A 17,105-nucleotide genomic window follows, 5' to 3' on the forward strand; every position below is an offset into this window, starting at 1 on the left:
GCTTCGGTGGCCTTTTTTATTGCTTGAAAAGAGCTAACTCTTGGCAGCGATACCCACGACAAGAGTGGATCGATGACAGCCCGTGGATGCGTATGTTCCGCAACGCACGTAAGAATGTGAGTTAATTGAGAACTCTATAATAGAAAAAGGTCACTTCGGTGGCCTTTTTCATTGCTTGAAAAGAGCTAACTCTTGGCAGCGATACCCACGACAAGAGTGGATCGATGACAGCCCGTGGATGCGCATGTTCCGCAACGCACGTAAGAATGCGAGTTAATTGAGAACTCTATAATAGAAAAAGGTCACTGCGGTGGCCTTTTTTATTGCCTGTAATATCACCCTGTTCATCGTTTAGTATTATTTGTCCCTTATACTATCTCTCCTTAAGTTTTCTGTGCAAATACCGATAAGTTGTTTGAATTAGTGGCCCTCTTAATCGCCAAAGCGGTGCGGAAGGCCAATAATGGCAATCAAGGAGTGAGTATGGATATACAAATACACCCAGGCAGCGCGCCTGTAAGTAAGCCCGTATCGCATTCGCAAGTTCGCAACAACAGCGATAAAGTCTCTGATGCTACCCCAGGCGAAGAAGCACAAAGCGGCGATGAGGTCGACACAGCCCCCCCGTTGCTATCAAAAGAATTGGATGAAGAAGCGGGGCAATATAAAGAAGACAACCCGGTATTCAAAGAGGATTATGAGGATCTTGAAAAAGCCATGGAGCTGATCCAGGCCTTGATGCGTAAATTACAGGCCCAGATCAACAAGTTAATGCAGTCCGTTCAGCAGCGCCACTTGCAGGTACAACAGCACGTAGAAGCTGATACATCAGAGGAGTCAGTGACAATTGAGCATATCGGTTTGAAGCAATATCGTGACGCATCAAAGGTGGATGAAATCGAATTGCTTGAACAGCAGTTGTCCGAATATAAGCAACAGGAAGCGGATATTCGCGTTAATATGATAAAAATGATCCTCGCTGAGCGTGAGCGACTGGAAGAGCTTAAGCGCAAGGGTAAATTATAATCGTGTCTATTGCCAATATGATGGCTAACTTGTAAGGGACTTTTGCAGGCTTAACATCTTCTTACTTTGGCAAACATTACATCGCCATCAAGATCCCTTACACTTAAGCCAGTTTTCACTAACTGCCTGGTACCTATGCGGCGCTTTTTTCTTATTCTGCTGTTTGCCCTGTTTACGATAGGGATCACTGTCTATTATTTTCGCGTGCCACTGACACTCACCATTGGCAAGCAGATACTGACTGAAGAACAGGGCTTACTTGAGTGTCTGGACTGGTCAGTCGACAGCTGGGATCGCCTGGCGGTCGAGCGACTGTGCTGGCGCAGTGAAGCGGTGTCGGTTGAAATCAGTAACGCCACCTTTGATGGGGATCACTTTCAGGTAGCCAGTATGATGGTGACTCATCAGCATACCCAAACCGATAATACGACCGAGGTGGTCCATTCCCCGGCGCCTTTAGAGCTCGACTTGCCAGAAGGCATGCCTAGTTTTGAGGTTGAAGCGCTCACCGTATCCAGTCCGTTGCTGGCAGAGCCACTCAATCTCAGTGTAATGCAGAAGGGGGATTTCGCATTTGCCATCAGTGGTGATGTGGAGGCAGATGTTACCCTGAGTGATACACAATTGCGTGCAGCACTGAAGTTGTCCAGTCCGGTTATACAGACGTTTTTACAGCAAGCAGAACTCCCCGTTACTGTTTCTGAGCTGGCCGGAACCTTAGAGTCAACATTTGATGGTCAGGCTGTCAGTATGGATATCCTGCTGAGTAGCTTATTGGTTTATCCATCTGCTCAGTGCCAGCCAGTGGCCCAGGTTAACGGGGTTATCACGGGGCAGTGGGACCTCACCAGCAGTATTGGCAAGCTGGATCTGAGTCAGCTACCGGTTGAAGTGAATACATCCGGATGCGAGTTGCTGTTTGCACAGGCTAAAAAACCCTGGCTGGACAGCCTCTGGTCAAAGCAGTGGCAGATCCGAATGGCTGAGCCTGTGACATTTAATACGCAAATGGCCAGCTTACCAAAATTATATGTGTATGGTGCAAATGAAGCCACGTCAGCCACGCTAAGCGAACTGGAGTATCAGATTGCTGGTCAGCAGATACATGGTAAGTTGAGAGTTTCACATCAAAGCGAGGTACTTAATCTCCTTGATGTGCAAGCTGATTTTTTGCTCGCTGACATGCAGCTGGAGAGCACTGGTGTTGCCACGATTGAAGTGTCTCAGGCACCGGCAGGGCTGCCCTTTGATTGGCAGGAACTGGCGTTGCAAGGTCAGTTTTCACTGGCCGGAGATATGACTGAGCTGCTGACGTTCAATACCACACTGCAGCCACAGGCTAATTCAGTTTCGCTGCAAGAGATACGATTAGATAACCTGTCTGGCACCCTGTCCACTAGTACAGTGTTGGCCATGACTGAAGGCAATAAACTGGCGGAACATGCGCTATTTGAAAAGGTGAAGTGGGAATTAGAAACACAAGCCGAGCGCTATCAGATAGGCTCAGTTCAGGGGCGTAGTTTAGTCCTCAGCGGTCAGGGTGACGTCAACGGACAGCTGGAAACAACCATCAAAGCAGACATTCAGGTTGGCTCATTTAAACATGATGAGTTCCGTGGCAAAGATCTCAGCCAGCACCTGGCGTTTACCGGCCAGTGGCAACCAGAAGGACCAAAAGGTGAGCTATTAGGGCGTTCAACGATAGAGCTGCTCGCGCATCCGCAATTAGTCCTCAGAGATGTTGCGTTGCAAAGCGAAGGGAGTGTTGCCGGCAGCGAGCAATTGACATTAGATCACCTGCTCACACTGGACAATATTGAGTTGCAGCTGACACATCGTCTGGAAGCGGGATTAATGCCATTCACTCTGACTCTTGCCGAGCACGGCCTGGGCGCATTGCAACCGCTGGCCAGCCAGTTTGTACCTAAGCTCAAGATTGAGCAGGGTCTGATAAATGCCGAGATTTCAGGTGAATTAACGCGTCAGATATTTGATTTTCGGCTTAACGTGAATGATGCTGCATTTTTGTATGAGCACCATTATGTCTCTGAGCTGGATTTACCGGTAAAGGGCAAATGGCATGCTGGCGAATTAATCATAGAGTCTTCCCCCTTGAGTATCACTGAAGTACGCTCAGGGCCGGTATTAACGGAGGTGCGAGGTCAGCTAACGTCAGATAATAATCTGCCGGTATTACGTGAGCTTAGTGCCAGAGTCTTTGGTGGTCAGTTGGCGGCCGAGCAGGTATTACTGAGTAAGCAGGACCAGGAGATTTTAGTGACGGCCAGTGGTCTCGATTTGATGCTGATCTCAGAAGCGGGTAGGGAATCCGGGGTGGAGCTCCATGGCCGGGTATCTGGCAGGTTACCTGTGTTTATGCGCGGCGGCCAGGCTGAGATCCGCGATGGTTACCTCAGTAATGAGATAGATAGCATGCTGAAAGTAGAAGATAATGCGTCGTTTAATGCGTTAAAATCTCAGCGTCCGGAGCTGGAAACTGTGTTTGGCGTGCTGGATGAATTAAGTATTGAAACCTTGAGCTGTGATGTGAATATGGCTCAGGACGGACAACTGGAACTGGCTGTGAAAATTGCCGGCGAGAACAAGCAGCAAAAACAACCTGTGAATTTTAATTATACGCACAGTGAAAATATTTATACCCTGTTCAGGGCATTGCGCCTGAGTGACGAAATCACTCAGGAAGTAGAAAAAGCTTTAAACCAATAGGAGCAACTCAGCATGAAATGGATGCTAACTTTGGTGTTTGCTTGTTTGGTATCGGCTTGTACGCACAAAGTACAGGTCGAAACCAAAGAGCCTATCACCATCAACTTAAACGTCAAGGTTGACCACGAGATCCGTGTTAAGGTCGACAAAGAGCTGGATGACCTGTTCAGCGATGACAGTGAACTATTCTAAGGAGCCAGATCATGAATGCATCTAAGTTACTGACAACGATTGCCGCGGCTTGCATGAGCTTTTCGGTATTGGCTATTTCACTGGATGACGCTAAGTCACAAGGTCTGGTGGGAGAAACCGCAGCGGGTTACCTTGGCGTGATCAAAGGCAACGGTGAAGTCCGAAAACTGGTTGATGAAGTAAACAGTAAGCGCAAGGCCAAGTATCAGCAACTTGCCAAGAAAAATGGCATCAGCCTGAGCCAGGTAGAAGCTATGGCAGCTAAGAAAACTTTTGCAAAAACGGCCCCTGGCCACTTTGTTAAAGTCGATGGTAAGTGGGTTAAAAAATAGCAACCCGGGCGGCTCTAACCGCCCCAATATCTAATCCTGGCGCGGGTGACACTGGCGTAGCAGTTGCTGCCAAAAGGCGGCGCCTTTTCTGCGTGCCAGGCGGATATTATTATCCGGAATTGACTCCGGATCGTCGTAGGTTTCCAGCGCTTCTGCCATACTCGCTTCACGGATTACATGTAAAGCAGGATATGGAGCCCGGTTGGTGTAGTTGGCCGGATCATCTTGCTCTGAGTCAGCGAATACATAATCGGGGTGGAAGTTAGCAAGCTGGAAAACCCCCTCATAACCCTGTGCGACCAGCAGTGCATTGGCTAAATCGACCAAATCTAAGAACTCATCAAAATCGCTAAAGCCAGCAGTAAAAATAAGCAAGCTGGTTTCCCGCTCAGGTGTGTCTGACAGTGCCTGACACTCATCCAGCATGTCCATGACGGCATCTTCGTGTTTTTGTGACTCGCAGACACGGTAATGAATGGCATTTTGCTCAACTTCCTTACGGGCGAACGGACAAAAGTTATATTTTACGATCACTGAGCTGACCCAGTTTTGCATCGCTTTGACGGCAATATGGTGCATTTATTTTCCCAAAAGAGCGTTTATCATAGTAATACTGCGCGCAATGGCGCCTTGATTGCGTGCCAGACAGGCTTTGGCGTGTGCCCCAAGCTCTGTGGCATCTTGCTTCGAACGCAGATAGACCAGCAAAGTATCGGCAAGCATCTGAGGATCTGCCACCTCTATGGCACCTTGCATCGAGATTAGCTCGGGGTAAATATGGGCAAAGTTATAGGTATGTGGTCCAGTCACAACCCCCACCGAACAGGCTGCCGCTTCCAGCGGGTTGTGACCGCCACGCTCAATCAGGCTGCCGCCAATGTAGGCAACCTGACCACATCCGTATAGCAGCTTTAATTCGCCCAGAGTGTCTGCCAGCAGGACTTGTGATGATGCGTTGTATTGCTGACTGCGGCGGCTATAGCTAAGTGTCTGTGCTTCAATCAAAGCCGCGACTTTCTCAAATTGTTCAGGGTGTCTGGGAGCTATGATCAACAGCGCGTCGGGCAGCTGAGTCAATATTTGCTGATGCGCTGCCAGCACCTGTTCGTGCTCCATAGGGTGCGTGGATCCAGCTACCCAGACAGGCCGTGTGCCCAGTTGCGCTTTGAGTGTATCAATTTTTTCCTGTTGATTATCATCCAGGCTGATATCGAACTTGATGGATCCCGTTACCGTCACTTTTTCTCTTGCCAGTCCCAGTTCGACAAAACGTTCTGCATCCTCTTTATTATGGCTTGCGAGCATATCTATCTGGCCCATCAGAAAGGTGCTCAGTGGTGCTACTTTTTGATAACCGGCCTGAGATTTTTCAGACAGGCGCGCGTTCACCACAGCAACAGGACAGGCTGCCTTTTTTGCGTAATAGAATAAATTAGGCCAAAGCTCGGTTTCGAGCACCAGCAGCAGCTTTGGGCGCAATTGGTTGATAAATCGTCGTGCCGCGAAAGCAAAGTCAATTGGCAGGTAGCAAATCGTGATATCCCGAGTCTCTTTATCAAACAACTGAGTGAGTTGCTCCCGTCCCGTTGGCGTGTTGCATGTTAGTACAAAAGGGGCATCGGGGTGTTCCGCCAGTAGTACTTTGATAAGTGGTGCTGCGGCTAATACTTCGCCAACAGAGGCGCAGTGCACCATAATCGCCTGGCGTGACCTGCTTGAGGGGACAAAACCGAAACGCTCAGAGAAATTGGCCTTATATAAAGCGTTCTTTTTTCCTCTTATAACGTATAGATACGCCACAATGACAGGGCTCAGCACTAGCAGTAGCAGGGAATATAAACGTCTAATCATGGTAGCCATCAGTGTAAAAAACGCTTATTTTAACTTGTCGGACTGAAAAAGCGATAACAGGCGTACAAATTATCACAGTTGTTGAGGTGCTCCGCGGACGGGAATTTGCTAGGATCGGGCAAAATCTCCAATTTTAAAGGTTTTAAGTTGTCCTTTCGTACAATCACGCTGTCTTCTTTGTGCTTGCTAGGTGCAGCGCAGTCTTTTGCCATGCCAACGGCTTTTTTACCGCTCGGCAAAGACAACATTCTTGAGTATCAAATTGATCAGATGTTCGCCTTAACGGGCACAACGCCTATGGCAAAGCCATATCGTATTACTGAAGTCAATAAAACCTTGTTTGAGCTAAAAACACTAGACCCAGCTTTGTTTCAGAGTATAAAAACACGATTAGCCCCTTATCTGCAAAGAGACGCGATTACGCGCCGTGGCGTCAAATTACGGATAGATTCGGGCGAATCACAGCAGCTTGCGAACGATCGGGGAAATTACAGCAGTGAGTATGCGGAGCTATCGCTCGGTGGCGTATGGCGCGGCAGTGATACCAGTCTGGTTCAAATCGGTGCACAATATCGCGTAGATGCCGAAAAAATTGTGCCCTACAACACTTTTTATGCTTTAGGCGGTGAGAATCTACAACTGACTTTAGGCTACAAAGAGCATTGGTTCTCACCGTTCAAGCACAGTGCTCCGGTATACTCAAACAATGCCAAAGCTCCATTGTCAGCTTCATTAGGTTTAAACCTGCCGCTGGACAACTGGTGGAATTTTGATTTCGAGCTATTTTACTCCGAACTGGAACATGTAGAGAAAGGCATTCATTACCAAAACAAGCTACATGACGGTACACCAAAATTAGCGGGCACGCATATCAGCTTTGAACCGTTGGATAACTGGAAAATCGGCATAAACCGTATGATGCAGTTTGGGGGAGGACCAAGAAAAGTCGACCTGAAAGATGTCGTAAAAGCCTATTTTGACCCTGCCGGTAACGATAACAGCGGGCTAACAGGTGGTAGGGATAATGAGCTGGGAGATCAATGGGCTACTATCACCAGTACATTCACAACTAATTGGATCCAACCTGTTCAGTGGTATCTGGAATATGGTGGTGAAGATACCAAAAATCATAAAAACTACCAGTTTGGTAATACGGTAGCCAGTTTTGGTGTGTACCTGCCATCACTGACCAAAGATATCACACTGCGCTACGAATATACCAATATGCACAGTCTCTGGTATGTAAACGGAATTTATGAAAAATCGGGTAACACAATAGATGGTTTTGTGGTGGGTCATGCTGCGGCGAACCAGCGCACATTTGGAGATGCGACGCCTACAGATGTACACATGCTGGAAGTGAGCTATCGAGAGAGTCTGGAGTCTCTTTGGCGAGTTAAACTCTCAACTATAGACAATACCAGCAATTACCTTAATGAACTTGGTCAAACTGGCGATGCATATGAGCAAGCTGTTGAGCTGTCTGTCTCCAACACACGGCAGATGTATGACAAGCAAGTGGAAACAGCATTGACCTATGGTAAAGACGTGTTCGGAGAAAGCTACACTTGGCTGTCCGTCGATGTATACTGGTAATTGGGTGCGAAGTGCCTCCTAATTATTAAAACACGGGTTATATTTGATTTTGCAACGAATGCAAAGTCGCATTATTTTTTTAAGGATCACTATGTCAATCAATGATCACATCAAACAAAGCTATCAGGCCAGCTTAGAGCGACACATGGCGTTGTTCGCAAAAATGGCGGACTATCACACCCAGTCACTGGAATTACTGGCTGCTTGTAAAGCAACGCTGGAAGCTGGTGGCAAGGTGATCTGGTTTGGTAATGGTGGCAGTGCGGCTGATGCGCAACATTTAGCTGCTGAGTTTGTGGTTCGTTATAAGTTGGAGCGCGGACCACTGGCGTCCATTGCGTTGACGACTGACACCTCCATTTTGACCGCGCACAGCAACGACTACCACTTTAATACGGTTTTTGAACGCCAGGTTCAGGCTCTGTGTAAACCTGAAGACTTGGTGATTGGCCTGACGACTTCGGGTACCAGTGAAAACATTAACCTTGCACTTAAGGCTGCGAACGAAATCGGCGCTTTTACCGTTGCTTTGACTGGCCGCAGTGGTGGGACAGTAAAAGACATTGCTAAGTTGCCAATTATCATAGACTTTGACGAAACAGCACGGATCCAGGAAGCACATATGTTCATTGGCCACTGGTTATGTGAAGCTGTGGACATGGTCATTGCGGAGCAATCAGCATGAACCTGAGTGCACTGAGAAACTTAAATCAGGCCAAAGTTCTGGTCGTCGGCGATGTGATGCTGGATCGATATTGGCATGGTGACACAGGGCGGATATCTCCGGAAGCGCCTGTCCCGGTAGTTAAGGTTAGCAGCCTAGAAGACAAAGCCGGTGGTGCTGCAAACGTGGCGAAAAACATTGCCCATCTGGATGGACAGGTTGGCTTGTTGGGCCTTATTGGTGAAGACGACAATGGTCGTCAGCTTGAATCGATTCTGGCTAAAGAGCAGATTGCCTCGCAATTGGTGACGGTTGCTGAGCTGCCAACAATAGCTAAAATGCGCGTGATCAGCCGTCACCAGCAGGTTGTCCGGTTGGATCTTGAAGAGCCATTTATACAGTCTCATAGTCAGCTGCTGTTAACCCGCCTGGAACAGGTTGTCAACGACTATGATTTTGTCCTGTTTTCGGATTACAACAAAGGGGCGCTGACCTGCATTGAGGAGATGATTACCGTGGCCAAAGCAGCGGGTAAAACGGTTTTGATTGACCCGAAATCGTCTGATCTCAGCCGTTACCGGGGGGCGGATTATATTACGCCTAACCTCAATGAATTCCGCCTTGCGGGTGGGGATGACCGTGATGAAGCAGCGCTGACAGCCAGTGCCAGAGCACTGATAAAACAAGCCGGTATTGGTGCTATGCTACTGACTCGCTCAGAGCAGGGCATGTCGCTGATCACCCAAGATGAAAAACACGATTTTGCTGCCCAGGTCCAGGAAGTAAGCGACGTTACCGGTGCCGGTGATACTGTGATTGCAACACTGACGACTATGCTGGGGGCCGGATTTTCGCCCAGTGAAGCGGTCGAGCTGGCTAACCTGGCGGCAGGTATCGCAGTTGCTAAACTGGGCGCTGCGACTGTGACTCCAGAAGAGCTGAGCCGCAAGTTAGGCCAGTACCTGCGTCAGACTGGCGAGCATTATCAGACGCCATATGAAGAAGTGCTCAAGCACATTGAGTTTGCCAAGCAAAATGGTGAAACCATAGTGTTCACCAATGGCTGCTTCGATATTCTGCATGCCGGACATGTCCGTTATCTGGCGCAAGCAAAAGCCAGAGGTGACAGACTGGTAGTCGGTCTCAATAACGATGAGTCAATTGCCCGTCTTAAAGGTCCGGAGCGGCCAATTAACCCGCTCAATGAACGGGCTATGGTGTTGTCTGCGTTGGCCTCTGTTGACTGGGTGATCCCCTTCGGCAAAGAGAGTGAAAACGATACCCCTGCTAAACTGATTGAACAGATCAGCCCACATATCCTGGTGAAAGGTGGTGATTACCAGGTGTCTGAAATCGCTGGTGCTGATCATGTCTTAGCGATGGGCGGGCAGGTTGATGTCCTGCCATTTCTGGATGGCTGCTCGACGTCTAACATCATCGCTAAGGCGCGAGACACTGAATAACCCGTGATGTTATAGAACGAATAAGCCGGTTTATACCGGCTTTTTTGTCATTGCATCCTGGTAAGCATCGAGACATGTTTGCCAGTCGCGCTCAGAGCAGAAGAACTGTGCTGAACGGGATGCCTCTTTTTTAAGTGAGCGTGCCAGCCTGTCTATGTTTGCTTGTTGCCAGGCGGTCTCGGGCGTTCTGAGTGCACCTTTGTCAAAATCTATCAGGTAAACCTCGCCGCTTTCATCAAAGAGAATATTGTTGCAGTTTAAATCGTCATGATACGCACCGGCCTGATGAAATCGAGCGAGAGTGGATGCAACCTGCTGCCAGTCGTGCGCAGGCAAAGGGGCCGATTGCAGCCGTTCACATAAGCTTTGTGCACCAGCGATTGCATCCGTTAATATATCGGCGCGATAAATTCCGGCTGATACGCTCACGCGAGCTCCTAAAGGCGTTGGAACCGACAAGCTCAGATTGGCAAGCTGATTGAGCAAATCCAGCTCCTGGTACACTCGGGTATGTTTTAGGCCGGTATACAAGTATTGATCTTTGAGTAACTTGCCAATCAAGCCACCACGCCAATAATGTTTGAGCACCGCGATATTATGCGGTGTATAGCGCACGAACCAAGCCGCTGCGCGCCCCTGCTTAGAAGTCACAACGGCGTTGTGTTGTTGCCAGTAGGTCAGGTTAAACCAGTCCAGAGACAGGGCCTCAGGTGTATGGCTGGTACGAAGCAAATAATGAGTATGGTGTTTTTCTATTTTTAGCATGACTTCTCTGTAGTGCGCGCTGCAACGACAGGCGCCAGTGTAACGACTTTTCCCCTCGGGGAAAATCTCACTGGTTGCAAAATGATGGGTTTTATTTAAGATCGGATGCTTATTTTCAGTTACAGGCGAAATGTGTGTCTCAGGCAATTTCTTCTATTTGTATTCTTCGGCTTTCGGCTATTGGTGATGTATGCCATGCCGTTGCAGCGGTTCAGGCGATTCAGCGGGCGCACCCTCAGGCAAAGATCACTTGGGTGATTGGCAAGGTTGAAGCCATGCTATTGGCGGATCTGCCTGGGGTGGAATTTGTTATTTTTGACAAAAAGCAGGGCAAAGCGGCGTTTAAGCAGCTAAAAGCCCGGTTTAAAGGACACAAGTTCGATGTGCTTCTGCATATGCAGGTGGCGTTTCGCGCCAACCTGGCCGCCCGGTGTATTCCTGCAAAAGTTAAAATTGGCTTTGATAAGGGCCGCTCTAAAGAGCTGCATTCACTGGTGATCAACCAGCGCATTGAACCGCAAAGTGAGCCCCATGTGCTGGAGGGGTTTCAAAATTTTGCCCGTGCGATAGGTGCAGAGTGTGATGCCCCACGCTGGGAAATGCCAGTGAGTGAGGCAGATAAGCAAGAGGCAAGCGTACTTTTAAACGGGCTGACACGCATCTTTGTCATTTCTCCCGCGGCCAGTAAAGCCGAACGAAACTGGTTGCCTGAACGGTATGCAGCACTGGCAGAACATGCTGCGGCGCAGGGTTTTAGCGTGGTGCTCACTGGTGGACCGACTGAGCTCGAGCGCACTCTCAGTGACGAAATAATTCGTCATGCTCAGTGCGATATTTTAAATCTGGTTGGTAAAACAAAACTAAAAACCTTGTTATGCGTGTTAGAGCAGGCACAGCTGGTGTTGGCGCCAGACACCGGACCTGCCCATATGGCGGTGACGGTTGGCACGCCCGTGATTGGTTTATACGCACACTCTAACCCTAAACGCACCGGTCCATACCTCTATCAGGATTATGTGGTCGAGGTATACCATGACAGCGTCTTGGCACAAAAGGGCAAAACGGCACAGCAGCTTAAGTGGGGCACTCGTGTGAAGGGCAGCGATTTGATGAGTCAAATCTCTGTAGAGCGGGTGACTCAGATGTTTGATCATGTAGTACAGCAGGAACAGTTATGACACACAAAGCCGTGTTTTTAGACAGAGATGGGGTGATCAATCAAGACCATGCCTATGTCCACAAGATTGAAGATTTTCAATTTATTGATGGCGTGTTTGAGGCATGTCAACACTTTCAGGCTCAGGGCTACAAGCTAATTGTAGTTACTAACCAGTCAGGCATCGGCCGAGGTTATTATAACGAAGCTCAGTTTGCACACCTGACAGACTGGATGTGCCAGCAGTTTCTGGCCCATGGCATAGAGATTGAGCGTGTGTATTTTTGTCCTCACCATCCACATAAAGCCCAGCCTCCCTACCAGCGAGAGTGTGACTGTCGTAAACCTAATCCAGGAATGTTGCTTCAGGCTATTGAAGAGTTTGATATCGATCCCAAGCGCAGTGTGATGGTTGGAGATAAAGGATCAGACATGCAGGCAGCGCACGCTGCAGGCGTGGCAACCAAGATATTGGTGGAATCTGGCCAGACTTTCAGTGAAGAAGTGCGGGCAACGGCTGATTATGTGTGTAGCTCACTTCGTCAGGTTATTGATGTACCTCCGTTTATCTCATAAACGTTTACAATACGCTGGTGAACAAGATAATCACAAACCGTGCAATTAAGGTGCGAACCTTTTAAAATATCAACAATGATCTAAATGACACAGTCGGTATTGACCATAAACGATATCGGCGTTTTAGTGTGTGCCAGGTGTACACACTCCGTGCAACTAATGGAGACTCCCGATGAGAGCAGCGGCATTTTTCAGCCAGCTTCAGCAACAGATTGAAGAAGTAAAAGCTGAGGGTTTATACAAAAAAGAACGTGTGATCACTTCTCAGCAACAAGCAGAAATCGCAGTATCAACCGGCGAAAGTGTTATCAACTTCTGTGCAAACAACTACCTTGGCCTGGCCAATCACCCAGACTTGATTGCAGCTGCTCAGCGTGGTCTGGATGATCATGGTTTTGGTGTGGCGTCTGTGCGCTTTATCTGTGGTACTCAGGATATCCATAAAACACTGGAAGCCAAAATCAGCGATTTTCTGCAAACTGAAGACACCATCCTGTATTCTTCGTGTTTTGATGCCAACGCGGGTCTGTTCGAAACTATTTTAGGTCCGGATGATGCGATTATTTCGGATTCTCTGAACCATGCATCTATCATTGATGGTGTGCGTCTGTGTAAAGCAAAACGTTTCCGTTATGCCAACAACGATATGGCTGACCTTGAAAAGCAGCTGATCGCAGCAGATGAGGCGGGCGTAAAAACTAAGCTGATTGCAACTGATGGTGTGTTCTCTATGGATGGGGTTATCTGTAACCTGTCTGAGCTATGCGATCTGGCGGATAAATATGACGCACTGGTCATGGTCGACGACTCTCATGCCGTGGGCTTTGTTGGTGAAAATGGCCGTGGTACGCCGGAGTATTGTGGTGTTATGGATCGTGTTGACATCATTACCGGTACTTTGGGTAAAGCACTGGGTGGCGCGTCAGGTGGTTATACATCTGGTAAAAAAGAGATTGTAGAGTGGTTACGTCAACGTTCTCGTCCTTACTTGTTCTCAAACTCGCTGGCTCCGTCTATTGTCACAGCTTCAATTAAAGTGCTGGATATGATGAAAGAAGGTCAGGCACTGCGTAACAAGTTGTGGGAAAATGCCGCGCATTTCCGTACTAAGATGGAAGCTGCGGGCTTTACCTGTGCAGGTAAAGACCATGCCATTATTCCTGTGATGCTGGGTGATGCAAAAGTGGCATCAGATATGGCTGACCGTTTGCTTGCGGAAGGTATTTATGTGATTGGTTTCTCTTACCCGGTGGTACCAAAAGGCCAGGCACGGATCCGTACTCAAATCTCTGCGGCGCATACCACAGAGCAGCTGGACAAAGCGATTGATGCCTTTATCCGCATTGGTAAAGAGCTAGGTGTTATTTAATTACTCCTGGTGGCGTTCAGCTATAAGCGAATTTTAACGCAAGCCACAGGCTTGCGTGTTTCTAACGAGTGAAAACACATGAAAGCATTATCCAAGTTAAAAGCAGAAGAAGGGATTTGGATGACGGATGCGCCCAAACCGGAAGTCGGGCATAACGATCTGCTGATCAAAATCCGTAAAACCGCCATTTGTGGCACAGATGTCCATATTTATAAGTGGGATGAATGGGCGCAGAACACCATTCCAACCCCCATGGTGGTCGGGCACGAATACGTGGGTGAAGTGGTCGATATGGGTCAGGAAGTGCGTGGCTTTGAGATTGGCGACCGCGTATCGGGCGAAGGCCATATTACTTGTGGTCACTGTCGTAACTGTCGCGGTGGTCGCGTCCATTTGTGCCGCAACACAATCGGTGTTGGGGTAAACCGTGAAGGCTCTTTTGCAGAGTATCTGGTTATCCCGGCGTATAATGCGTTTAAGATCCCGGATAATATCTCAGACGAACTAGCCTCTATTTTTGACCCATTTGGTAATGCGGTGCACACGGCGCTGTCTTTTGACCTGGTTGGTGAAGATGTTTTGATCACGGGGGCTGGCCCGATTGGGATCATGGCTGCCGCTGTTGCTAAGCATGTGGGTGCCCGTCACGTTGTGATCACCGACGTGAATGAATATCGTCTTGAGCTGGCGCGCAAAATGGGGGCAACCCGTGCTGTGAATGTTGCCGAAGAAAAGCTTGAAGATGTCATGACAGAGCTGGGCATGACAGAAGGCTTTGATATTGGTCTAGAAATGTCGGGTGTGCCAGTAGCGTTTAATAGCATGCTAAATAACATGAACCATGGTGGCAAAATCGCCATGTTAGGTATTCCACCAAGTGATATGGCGGTAGACTGGAATCAGGTTATTTTTAAGGGCTTAGTGATCAAAGGCATCTATGGCCGTGAAATGTTCGAAACCTGGTATAAAATGGCCAGTCTGATCCAGTCGGGCTTGAACCTGGAGCCGATCATTACCCACCAGTTCCACGTCGATGAGTTCCAGCAGGGCTTTGATACGATGATCTCTGGTCAATCGGGTAAAGTGATCTTAAACTGGGATTAAGGTCCACACTTACCTTGTTAAAACACCTCGGGCCTGTGGCCATCAACGAGGTGTTTTTTGTGTCTGCTTAATGAATTGAGAGTATTATGAGTTTTAAACATATTTCAGTGGCCCAAACGAAAGACATGCTGGCGCAATCGGATCTGGTTATTGCGGATATTCGCGATGCTAACTCGTTTGCACAGGGACATATTCCCGGTGCCGAGCACCTGTCTAATGACAATCTGGGACACTTCTTACAGGAAAAAGAGTTTGAGCAGCCTATCATTGTCGTGTGCTATCACGGTATCAGCTCACAAGGTGCTGCAAATTATCTCGCTGAGCAAGGCTTTGAAGACGTCTACAGCATGGACGGCGGCTTCACACAGTGGGCACAGGAACTGCCTGATAGCGTAGCAAAATGAAACTGTCAGGCTCCCACAATAACCCTCGCGCGGTTCAGGGAGCCACAGCCTGTCTGAGGACTGAGCATATTCAATGCCGTGTTGTCAGAAAAAATGGACAATGGCCACAGGCAAATAATACCTGGCAGGAATGTGTTACCAGTCTATATCACGACCAGTTTCTCGATACCTTCTGGCAGCTGCCCCGACGGGCTCACCACTGGTATATCAGGGAACTTGGCTGAATATGTGGCGCCGTTTTTGCCAACTGAGTTGGATCCTCAAAGCTGTCTTTATTACCTCGTTGGGTATTTTTCTGAGTTTCTATGTGTATGGTGTCGAGTCTGTCTTTAATATCTTCCAGTTTGAGCCTCACACGCCCTGGCGCTGGATCACACCTGCTTTTTTGCACTTTGGTTTATTGCACCTGGTAGTCAATCTTTTCTGTTGGGTATATCTGGGCAATCTGATAGAGCGTCGTTTAGGAAACTGGGTGCTAAGCGCGCTGTTCATTGTCGGCGCCTTGCTGAGCAACTGGGTTCAGTATCTGTTGGCAGGTGCTAACTTTGGGGGGCTCAGTGGTGTGGTTTATGCCCTGTTAGGGTTTTGCTGGATCCACTCGGTATTACACCCTAAATCACCGCCGTTGATATGCGCGCCCGTTGTGGGACTTATGTTGGTTTGGATGGTGTTAGGTTTTACAGATGTTTTGTTTATCAACATGGCAAACTGGGCGCACTTGTTTGGTTTACTTGCCGGTATTGGTGTGGCGATCTTGGTCCGAGCCCGAGATTGAGCTGAGTAGCAGGCCCATTCGATGTGTCTAATGATATAAATATTTGGTAAACAGCACTTCCCGGATGATTTCTTGTCCGGTCTCTTCTTTTAATAAGGTTTTAAGCTTTTCAGCACAGCGCTGGCGAATTTCTTCACGTCCGGTTAGTGACTTTATTGTTTCTTCTGGCTCTTTACTTAAAATCTGGACAATGGCGTCACGCAGTAGTGGGGTGTGGTGTTCGACAACCGCGATATTACTCACGTCATCGAGCATTAAATCGACTGTAACGCGCACATACCCCAGCTTCTTATTAGATTGTCCGATATAGTTCGTAATGATGTCAGGCTCAAATCCGAAGTAACCAACGGTTGATTCAGCGCGTAAGTTTGTACTCACACAAATCAGCACAATTGCCATCAACGCGACACAGATACGATTCATAATAGCCTGAAAATACTTAACTAAATACCAACAATAGGATTAGTTTATACGTAAAACCAGTTTATGAACAGCAGTGAGTAGGGGAAAGGTAAACTTTTTTGCCGGAGTAAGCTTTGCTATTATGACGCGGTTATTATCTTAATTGAATTATCGACTTGTTTAATCTGCCAAAATTATTGCGATCAAGCTGGGAACCACTGTCCCGGTATAAGGACATCATTCCAGACAGGTTGCACCCGTTGTTGTGTGAGACTGGCTCTCTGACAGCTCTGCTACGTTCTCAGTGTGATGCTTTGCATGTAGAAGTACTCAGCGAACAAGTGTGTGTGCTGGAACATGAGGTGCAGGCTATTCTTAAGTGTGACAGCGCGCTATGTCGTGAGGTCGTGTTATATTGTGATGATATCCCTGTGGTGTATGGGCAAAGCTGGATCCCGGAAAGCGCGAATTCACTCGGGCTGAACAATATAGGTAACACGCCGCTGGGCGAGCGTTTGTTCGATCAGCAGGCATGGCAACGGGGTGAGATTGAGGTAACAAAACTTCAGAAAAAGACATTACCTTCATTTTTACCAAGTAAAGACGCATTAGGCAGCGATATCTGTTTTGCAAGGCGTAGTGTATTTACGCGCCAGGATTGCAAAGTACTGGTGTGCGAAATCTTCCTCAATGGAGTTTAAGG

The 17,105-nt window shown here is 48.1% G+C and carries 18 protein-coding genes; 14 read left to right on the forward strand and 4 right to left on the reverse strand.

Features of this window, described 5'->3' with window-relative positions; all coding sequences use genetic code 11:
- Positions 1-483 precede the first annotated feature (483 nt).
- The 4 genes from ACXAH1_RS17545 (at position 484) to ACXAH1_RS17560 (ending at position 4,277) form a co-directional block, all read left to right on the forward strand.
- The gene (locus tag ACXAH1_RS17545; RefSeq protein WP_475198459.1) at positions 484-1,026 is read left to right on the forward strand and encodes a hypothetical protein; all 543 of its coding nucleotides are present in this window, start codon (positions 484-486) and stop codon (positions 1,024-1,026) included.
- Positions 1,027-1,161: 135 nt separating this feature from the next.
- Entirely contained in the window at positions 1,162-3,753 is a 2,592-nt protein-coding gene (locus tag ACXAH1_RS17550) for an intermembrane phospholipid transport protein YdbH family protein (protein WP_475198460.1), read from the forward strand.
- A gap of 12 nt (positions 3,754-3,765) precedes the next feature.
- On the forward strand, positions 3,766-3,945 hold the full coding sequence (locus tag ACXAH1_RS17555; RefSeq protein WP_010383032.1) for a YnbE family lipoprotein: 180 nt from the start codon (positions 3,766-3,768) through the stop codon (positions 3,943-3,945).
- 11 nt (positions 3,946-3,956) lie between these two features.
- Positions 3,957-4,277 carry a YdbL family probable chaperone protein gene (locus tag ACXAH1_RS17560; protein ID WP_475198462.1) on the forward strand — a complete coding sequence of 107 codons (321 nt, stop codon included), beginning with the start codon at positions 3,957-3,959 and terminating at the stop codon, positions 4,275-4,277.
- Positions 4,278-4,307: 30 nt separating this feature from the next.
- Here the strand turns inward: ACXAH1_RS17560 and ACXAH1_RS17565 are convergent, their stop codons facing one another.
- On the reverse strand, positions 4,308-4,856 hold the full coding sequence (locus ACXAH1_RS17565) for a DUF1415 domain-containing protein (protein WP_253046062.1): 549 nt from the start codon (positions 4,854-4,856) through the stop codon (positions 4,308-4,310).
- On the reverse strand, positions 4,857-6,128 hold the full coding sequence (gene waaA, locus ACXAH1_RS17570) for a lipid IV(A) 3-deoxy-D-manno-octulosonic acid transferase (RefSeq protein WP_475198463.1): 1,272 nt from the start codon (positions 6,126-6,128) through the stop codon (positions 4,857-4,859).
- A gap of 147 nt (positions 6,129-6,275) precedes the next feature.
- On the opposite strand from waaA, the gene ACXAH1_RS17575 reads away from it, so the two are divergent.
- The 3 genes from ACXAH1_RS17575 to hldE all read left to right on the forward strand — a co-directional run bounded on the left by ACXAH1_RS17575 (position 6,276) and on the right by hldE (position 9,851).
- Positions 6,276-7,724, forward strand: a complete 1,449-nt coding sequence (locus ACXAH1_RS17575; RefSeq protein WP_475198465.1) for a capsule assembly Wzi family protein — start codon at positions 6,276-6,278, stop codon at positions 7,722-7,724.
- Between the two features lie 91 nt (positions 7,725-7,815).
- On the forward strand, positions 7,816-8,409 hold the full coding sequence (locus ACXAH1_RS17580; protein ID WP_054014557.1) for a D-sedoheptulose-7-phosphate isomerase: 594 nt from the start codon (positions 7,816-7,818) through the stop codon (positions 8,407-8,409).
- Entirely contained in the window at positions 8,406-9,851 is a 1,446-nt protein-coding gene (gene hldE / locus ACXAH1_RS17585; RefSeq protein WP_475198466.1) for a bifunctional D-glycero-beta-D-manno-heptose-7-phosphate kinase/D-glycero-beta-D-manno-heptose 1-phosphate adenylyltransferase HldE, read from the forward strand. The genes ACXAH1_RS17580 and hldE overlap by 4 nt, the downstream gene beginning before the upstream one ends.
- Positions 9,852-9,881: 30 nt before the next feature.
- On the opposite strand, the gene ACXAH1_RS17590 is transcribed toward hldE, so the two are convergent.
- Entirely contained in the window at positions 9,882-10,616 is a 735-nt protein-coding gene (locus tag ACXAH1_RS17590; RefSeq protein ID WP_475198468.1) for a 3-deoxy-D-manno-octulosonic acid kinase, read from the reverse strand.
- Positions 10,617-10,750: 134 nt separating this feature from the next.
- Between ACXAH1_RS17590 and ACXAH1_RS17595 the strand changes: the two genes are divergently transcribed.
- The 6 genes from ACXAH1_RS17595 (at position 10,751) to ACXAH1_RS17620 (ending at position 16,000) form a co-directional block, all read left to right on the forward strand.
- Positions 10,751-11,794, forward strand: coding sequence for a glycosyltransferase family 9 protein (locus ACXAH1_RS17595; protein ID WP_475198469.1), 1,044 nt, complete (start codon positions 10,751-10,753; stop codon positions 11,792-11,794).
- Positions 11,791-12,348, forward strand: coding sequence for a D-glycero-beta-D-manno-heptose 1,7-bisphosphate 7-phosphatase (gene gmhB, locus ACXAH1_RS17600; protein WP_475198470.1), 558 nt, complete (start codon positions 11,791-11,793; stop codon positions 12,346-12,348). The genes ACXAH1_RS17595 and gmhB overlap by 4 nt, the downstream gene beginning before the upstream one ends.
- Positions 12,349-12,520: 172 nt before the next feature.
- Positions 12,521-13,717: a glycine C-acetyltransferase gene (locus ACXAH1_RS17605; protein ID WP_138550438.1), complete on the forward strand. Its 1,197-nt coding sequence runs from the start codon at positions 12,521-12,523 to the stop codon at positions 13,715-13,717.
- Positions 13,718-13,795: 78 nt separating this feature from the next.
- On the forward strand, positions 13,796-14,821 hold the full coding sequence (gene tdh, locus ACXAH1_RS17610) for an L-threonine 3-dehydrogenase (RefSeq protein ID WP_253046070.1): 1,026 nt from the start codon (positions 13,796-13,798) through the stop codon (positions 14,819-14,821).
- 86 nt (positions 14,822-14,907) lie between these two features.
- On the forward strand, positions 14,908-15,225 hold the full coding sequence (gene glpE / locus ACXAH1_RS17615) for a thiosulfate sulfurtransferase GlpE (RefSeq protein ID WP_054014564.1): 318 nt from the start codon (positions 14,908-14,910) through the stop codon (positions 15,223-15,225).
- Positions 15,226-15,451: 226 nt separating this feature from the next.
- Positions 15,452-16,000 (forward strand): rhomboid family intramembrane serine protease, encoded by a 549-nt coding sequence (locus ACXAH1_RS17620; RefSeq protein WP_475198472.1) that lies wholly within the window; start codon positions 15,452-15,454, stop codon positions 15,998-16,000.
- Positions 16,001-16,027: 27 nt separating this feature from the next.
- On the opposite strand, the gene ACXAH1_RS17625 is transcribed toward ACXAH1_RS17620, so the two are convergent.
- Entirely contained in the window at positions 16,028-16,399 is a 372-nt protein-coding gene (locus ACXAH1_RS17625; protein WP_432760826.1) for a flagellar basal body-associated protein FliL, read from the reverse strand.
- A 179-nt stretch (positions 16,400-16,578) separates the two neighbouring features.
- On the opposite strand from ACXAH1_RS17625, the gene ACXAH1_RS17630 reads away from it, so the two are divergent.
- On the forward strand, positions 16,579-17,103 hold the full coding sequence (locus tag ACXAH1_RS17630; RefSeq protein WP_475198474.1) for a chorismate--pyruvate lyase family protein: 525 nt from the start codon (positions 16,579-16,581) through the stop codon (positions 17,101-17,103).
- Positions 17,104-17,105 lie beyond the last annotated feature (2 nt).

The organism is Pseudoalteromonas sp. AWH4_217 (genome assembly GCF_056161105.1).

Excerpts from the sequence above, each read along its gene's own strand:
- ACXAH1_RS17605 (WP_138550438.1), top strand. The coding sequence starts at position 12,521 with ATGAGAGCAGCGGCATTTTTCAGCCAGCTTCAGCAACAGATTGAAGAA.
- ACXAH1_RS17565 (WP_253046062.1), bottom strand. The coding sequence starts at position 4,856 with ATGCACCATATTGCCGTCAAAGCGATGCAAAACTGGGTCAGCTCAGTG.
- tdh (WP_253046070.1), top strand. The coding sequence starts at position 13,796 with ATGAAAGCATTATCCAAGTTAAAAGCAGAAGAAGGGATTTGGATGACG.
- ACXAH1_RS17545 (WP_475198459.1), top strand. The coding sequence starts at position 484 with ATGGATATACAAATACACCCAGGCAGCGCGCCTGTAAGTAAGCCCGTA.
- ACXAH1_RS17590 (WP_475198468.1), bottom strand. The coding sequence starts at position 10,616 with ATGCTAAAAATAGAAAAACACCATACTCATTATTTGCTTCGTACCAGC.
- ACXAH1_RS17555 (WP_010383032.1), top strand. The coding sequence starts at position 3,766 with ATGAAATGGATGCTAACTTTGGTGTTTGCTTGTTTGGTATCGGCTTGT.
- gmhB (WP_475198470.1), top strand. The coding sequence starts at position 11,791 with ATGACACACAAAGCCGTGTTTTTAGACAGAGATGGGGTGATCAATCAA.
- ACXAH1_RS17560 (WP_475198462.1), top strand. The coding sequence starts at position 3,957 with ATGAATGCATCTAAGTTACTGACAACGATTGCCGCGGCTTGCATGAGC.
- ACXAH1_RS17550 (WP_475198460.1), top strand. The coding sequence starts at position 1,162 with ATGCGGCGCTTTTTTCTTATTCTGCTGTTTGCCCTGTTTACGATAGGG.
- waaA (WP_475198463.1), bottom strand. The coding sequence starts at position 6,128 with ATGATTAGACGTTTATATTCCCTGCTACTGCTAGTGCTGAGCCCTGTC.
- glpE (WP_054014564.1), top strand. The coding sequence starts at position 14,908 with ATGAGTTTTAAACATATTTCAGTGGCCCAAACGAAAGACATGCTGGCG.
- hldE (WP_475198466.1), top strand. The coding sequence starts at position 8,406 with ATGAACCTGAGTGCACTGAGAAACTTAAATCAGGCCAAAGTTCTGGTC.
- ACXAH1_RS17625 (WP_432760826.1), bottom strand. The coding sequence starts at position 16,399 with ATGGCAATTGTGCTGATTTGTGTGAGTACAAACTTACGCGCTGAATCA.
- ACXAH1_RS17620 (WP_475198472.1), top strand. The coding sequence starts at position 15,452 with ATGTGGCGCCGTTTTTGCCAACTGAGTTGGATCCTCAAAGCTGTCTTT.
- ACXAH1_RS17580 (WP_054014557.1), top strand. The coding sequence starts at position 7,816 with ATGTCAATCAATGATCACATCAAACAAAGCTATCAGGCCAGCTTAGAG.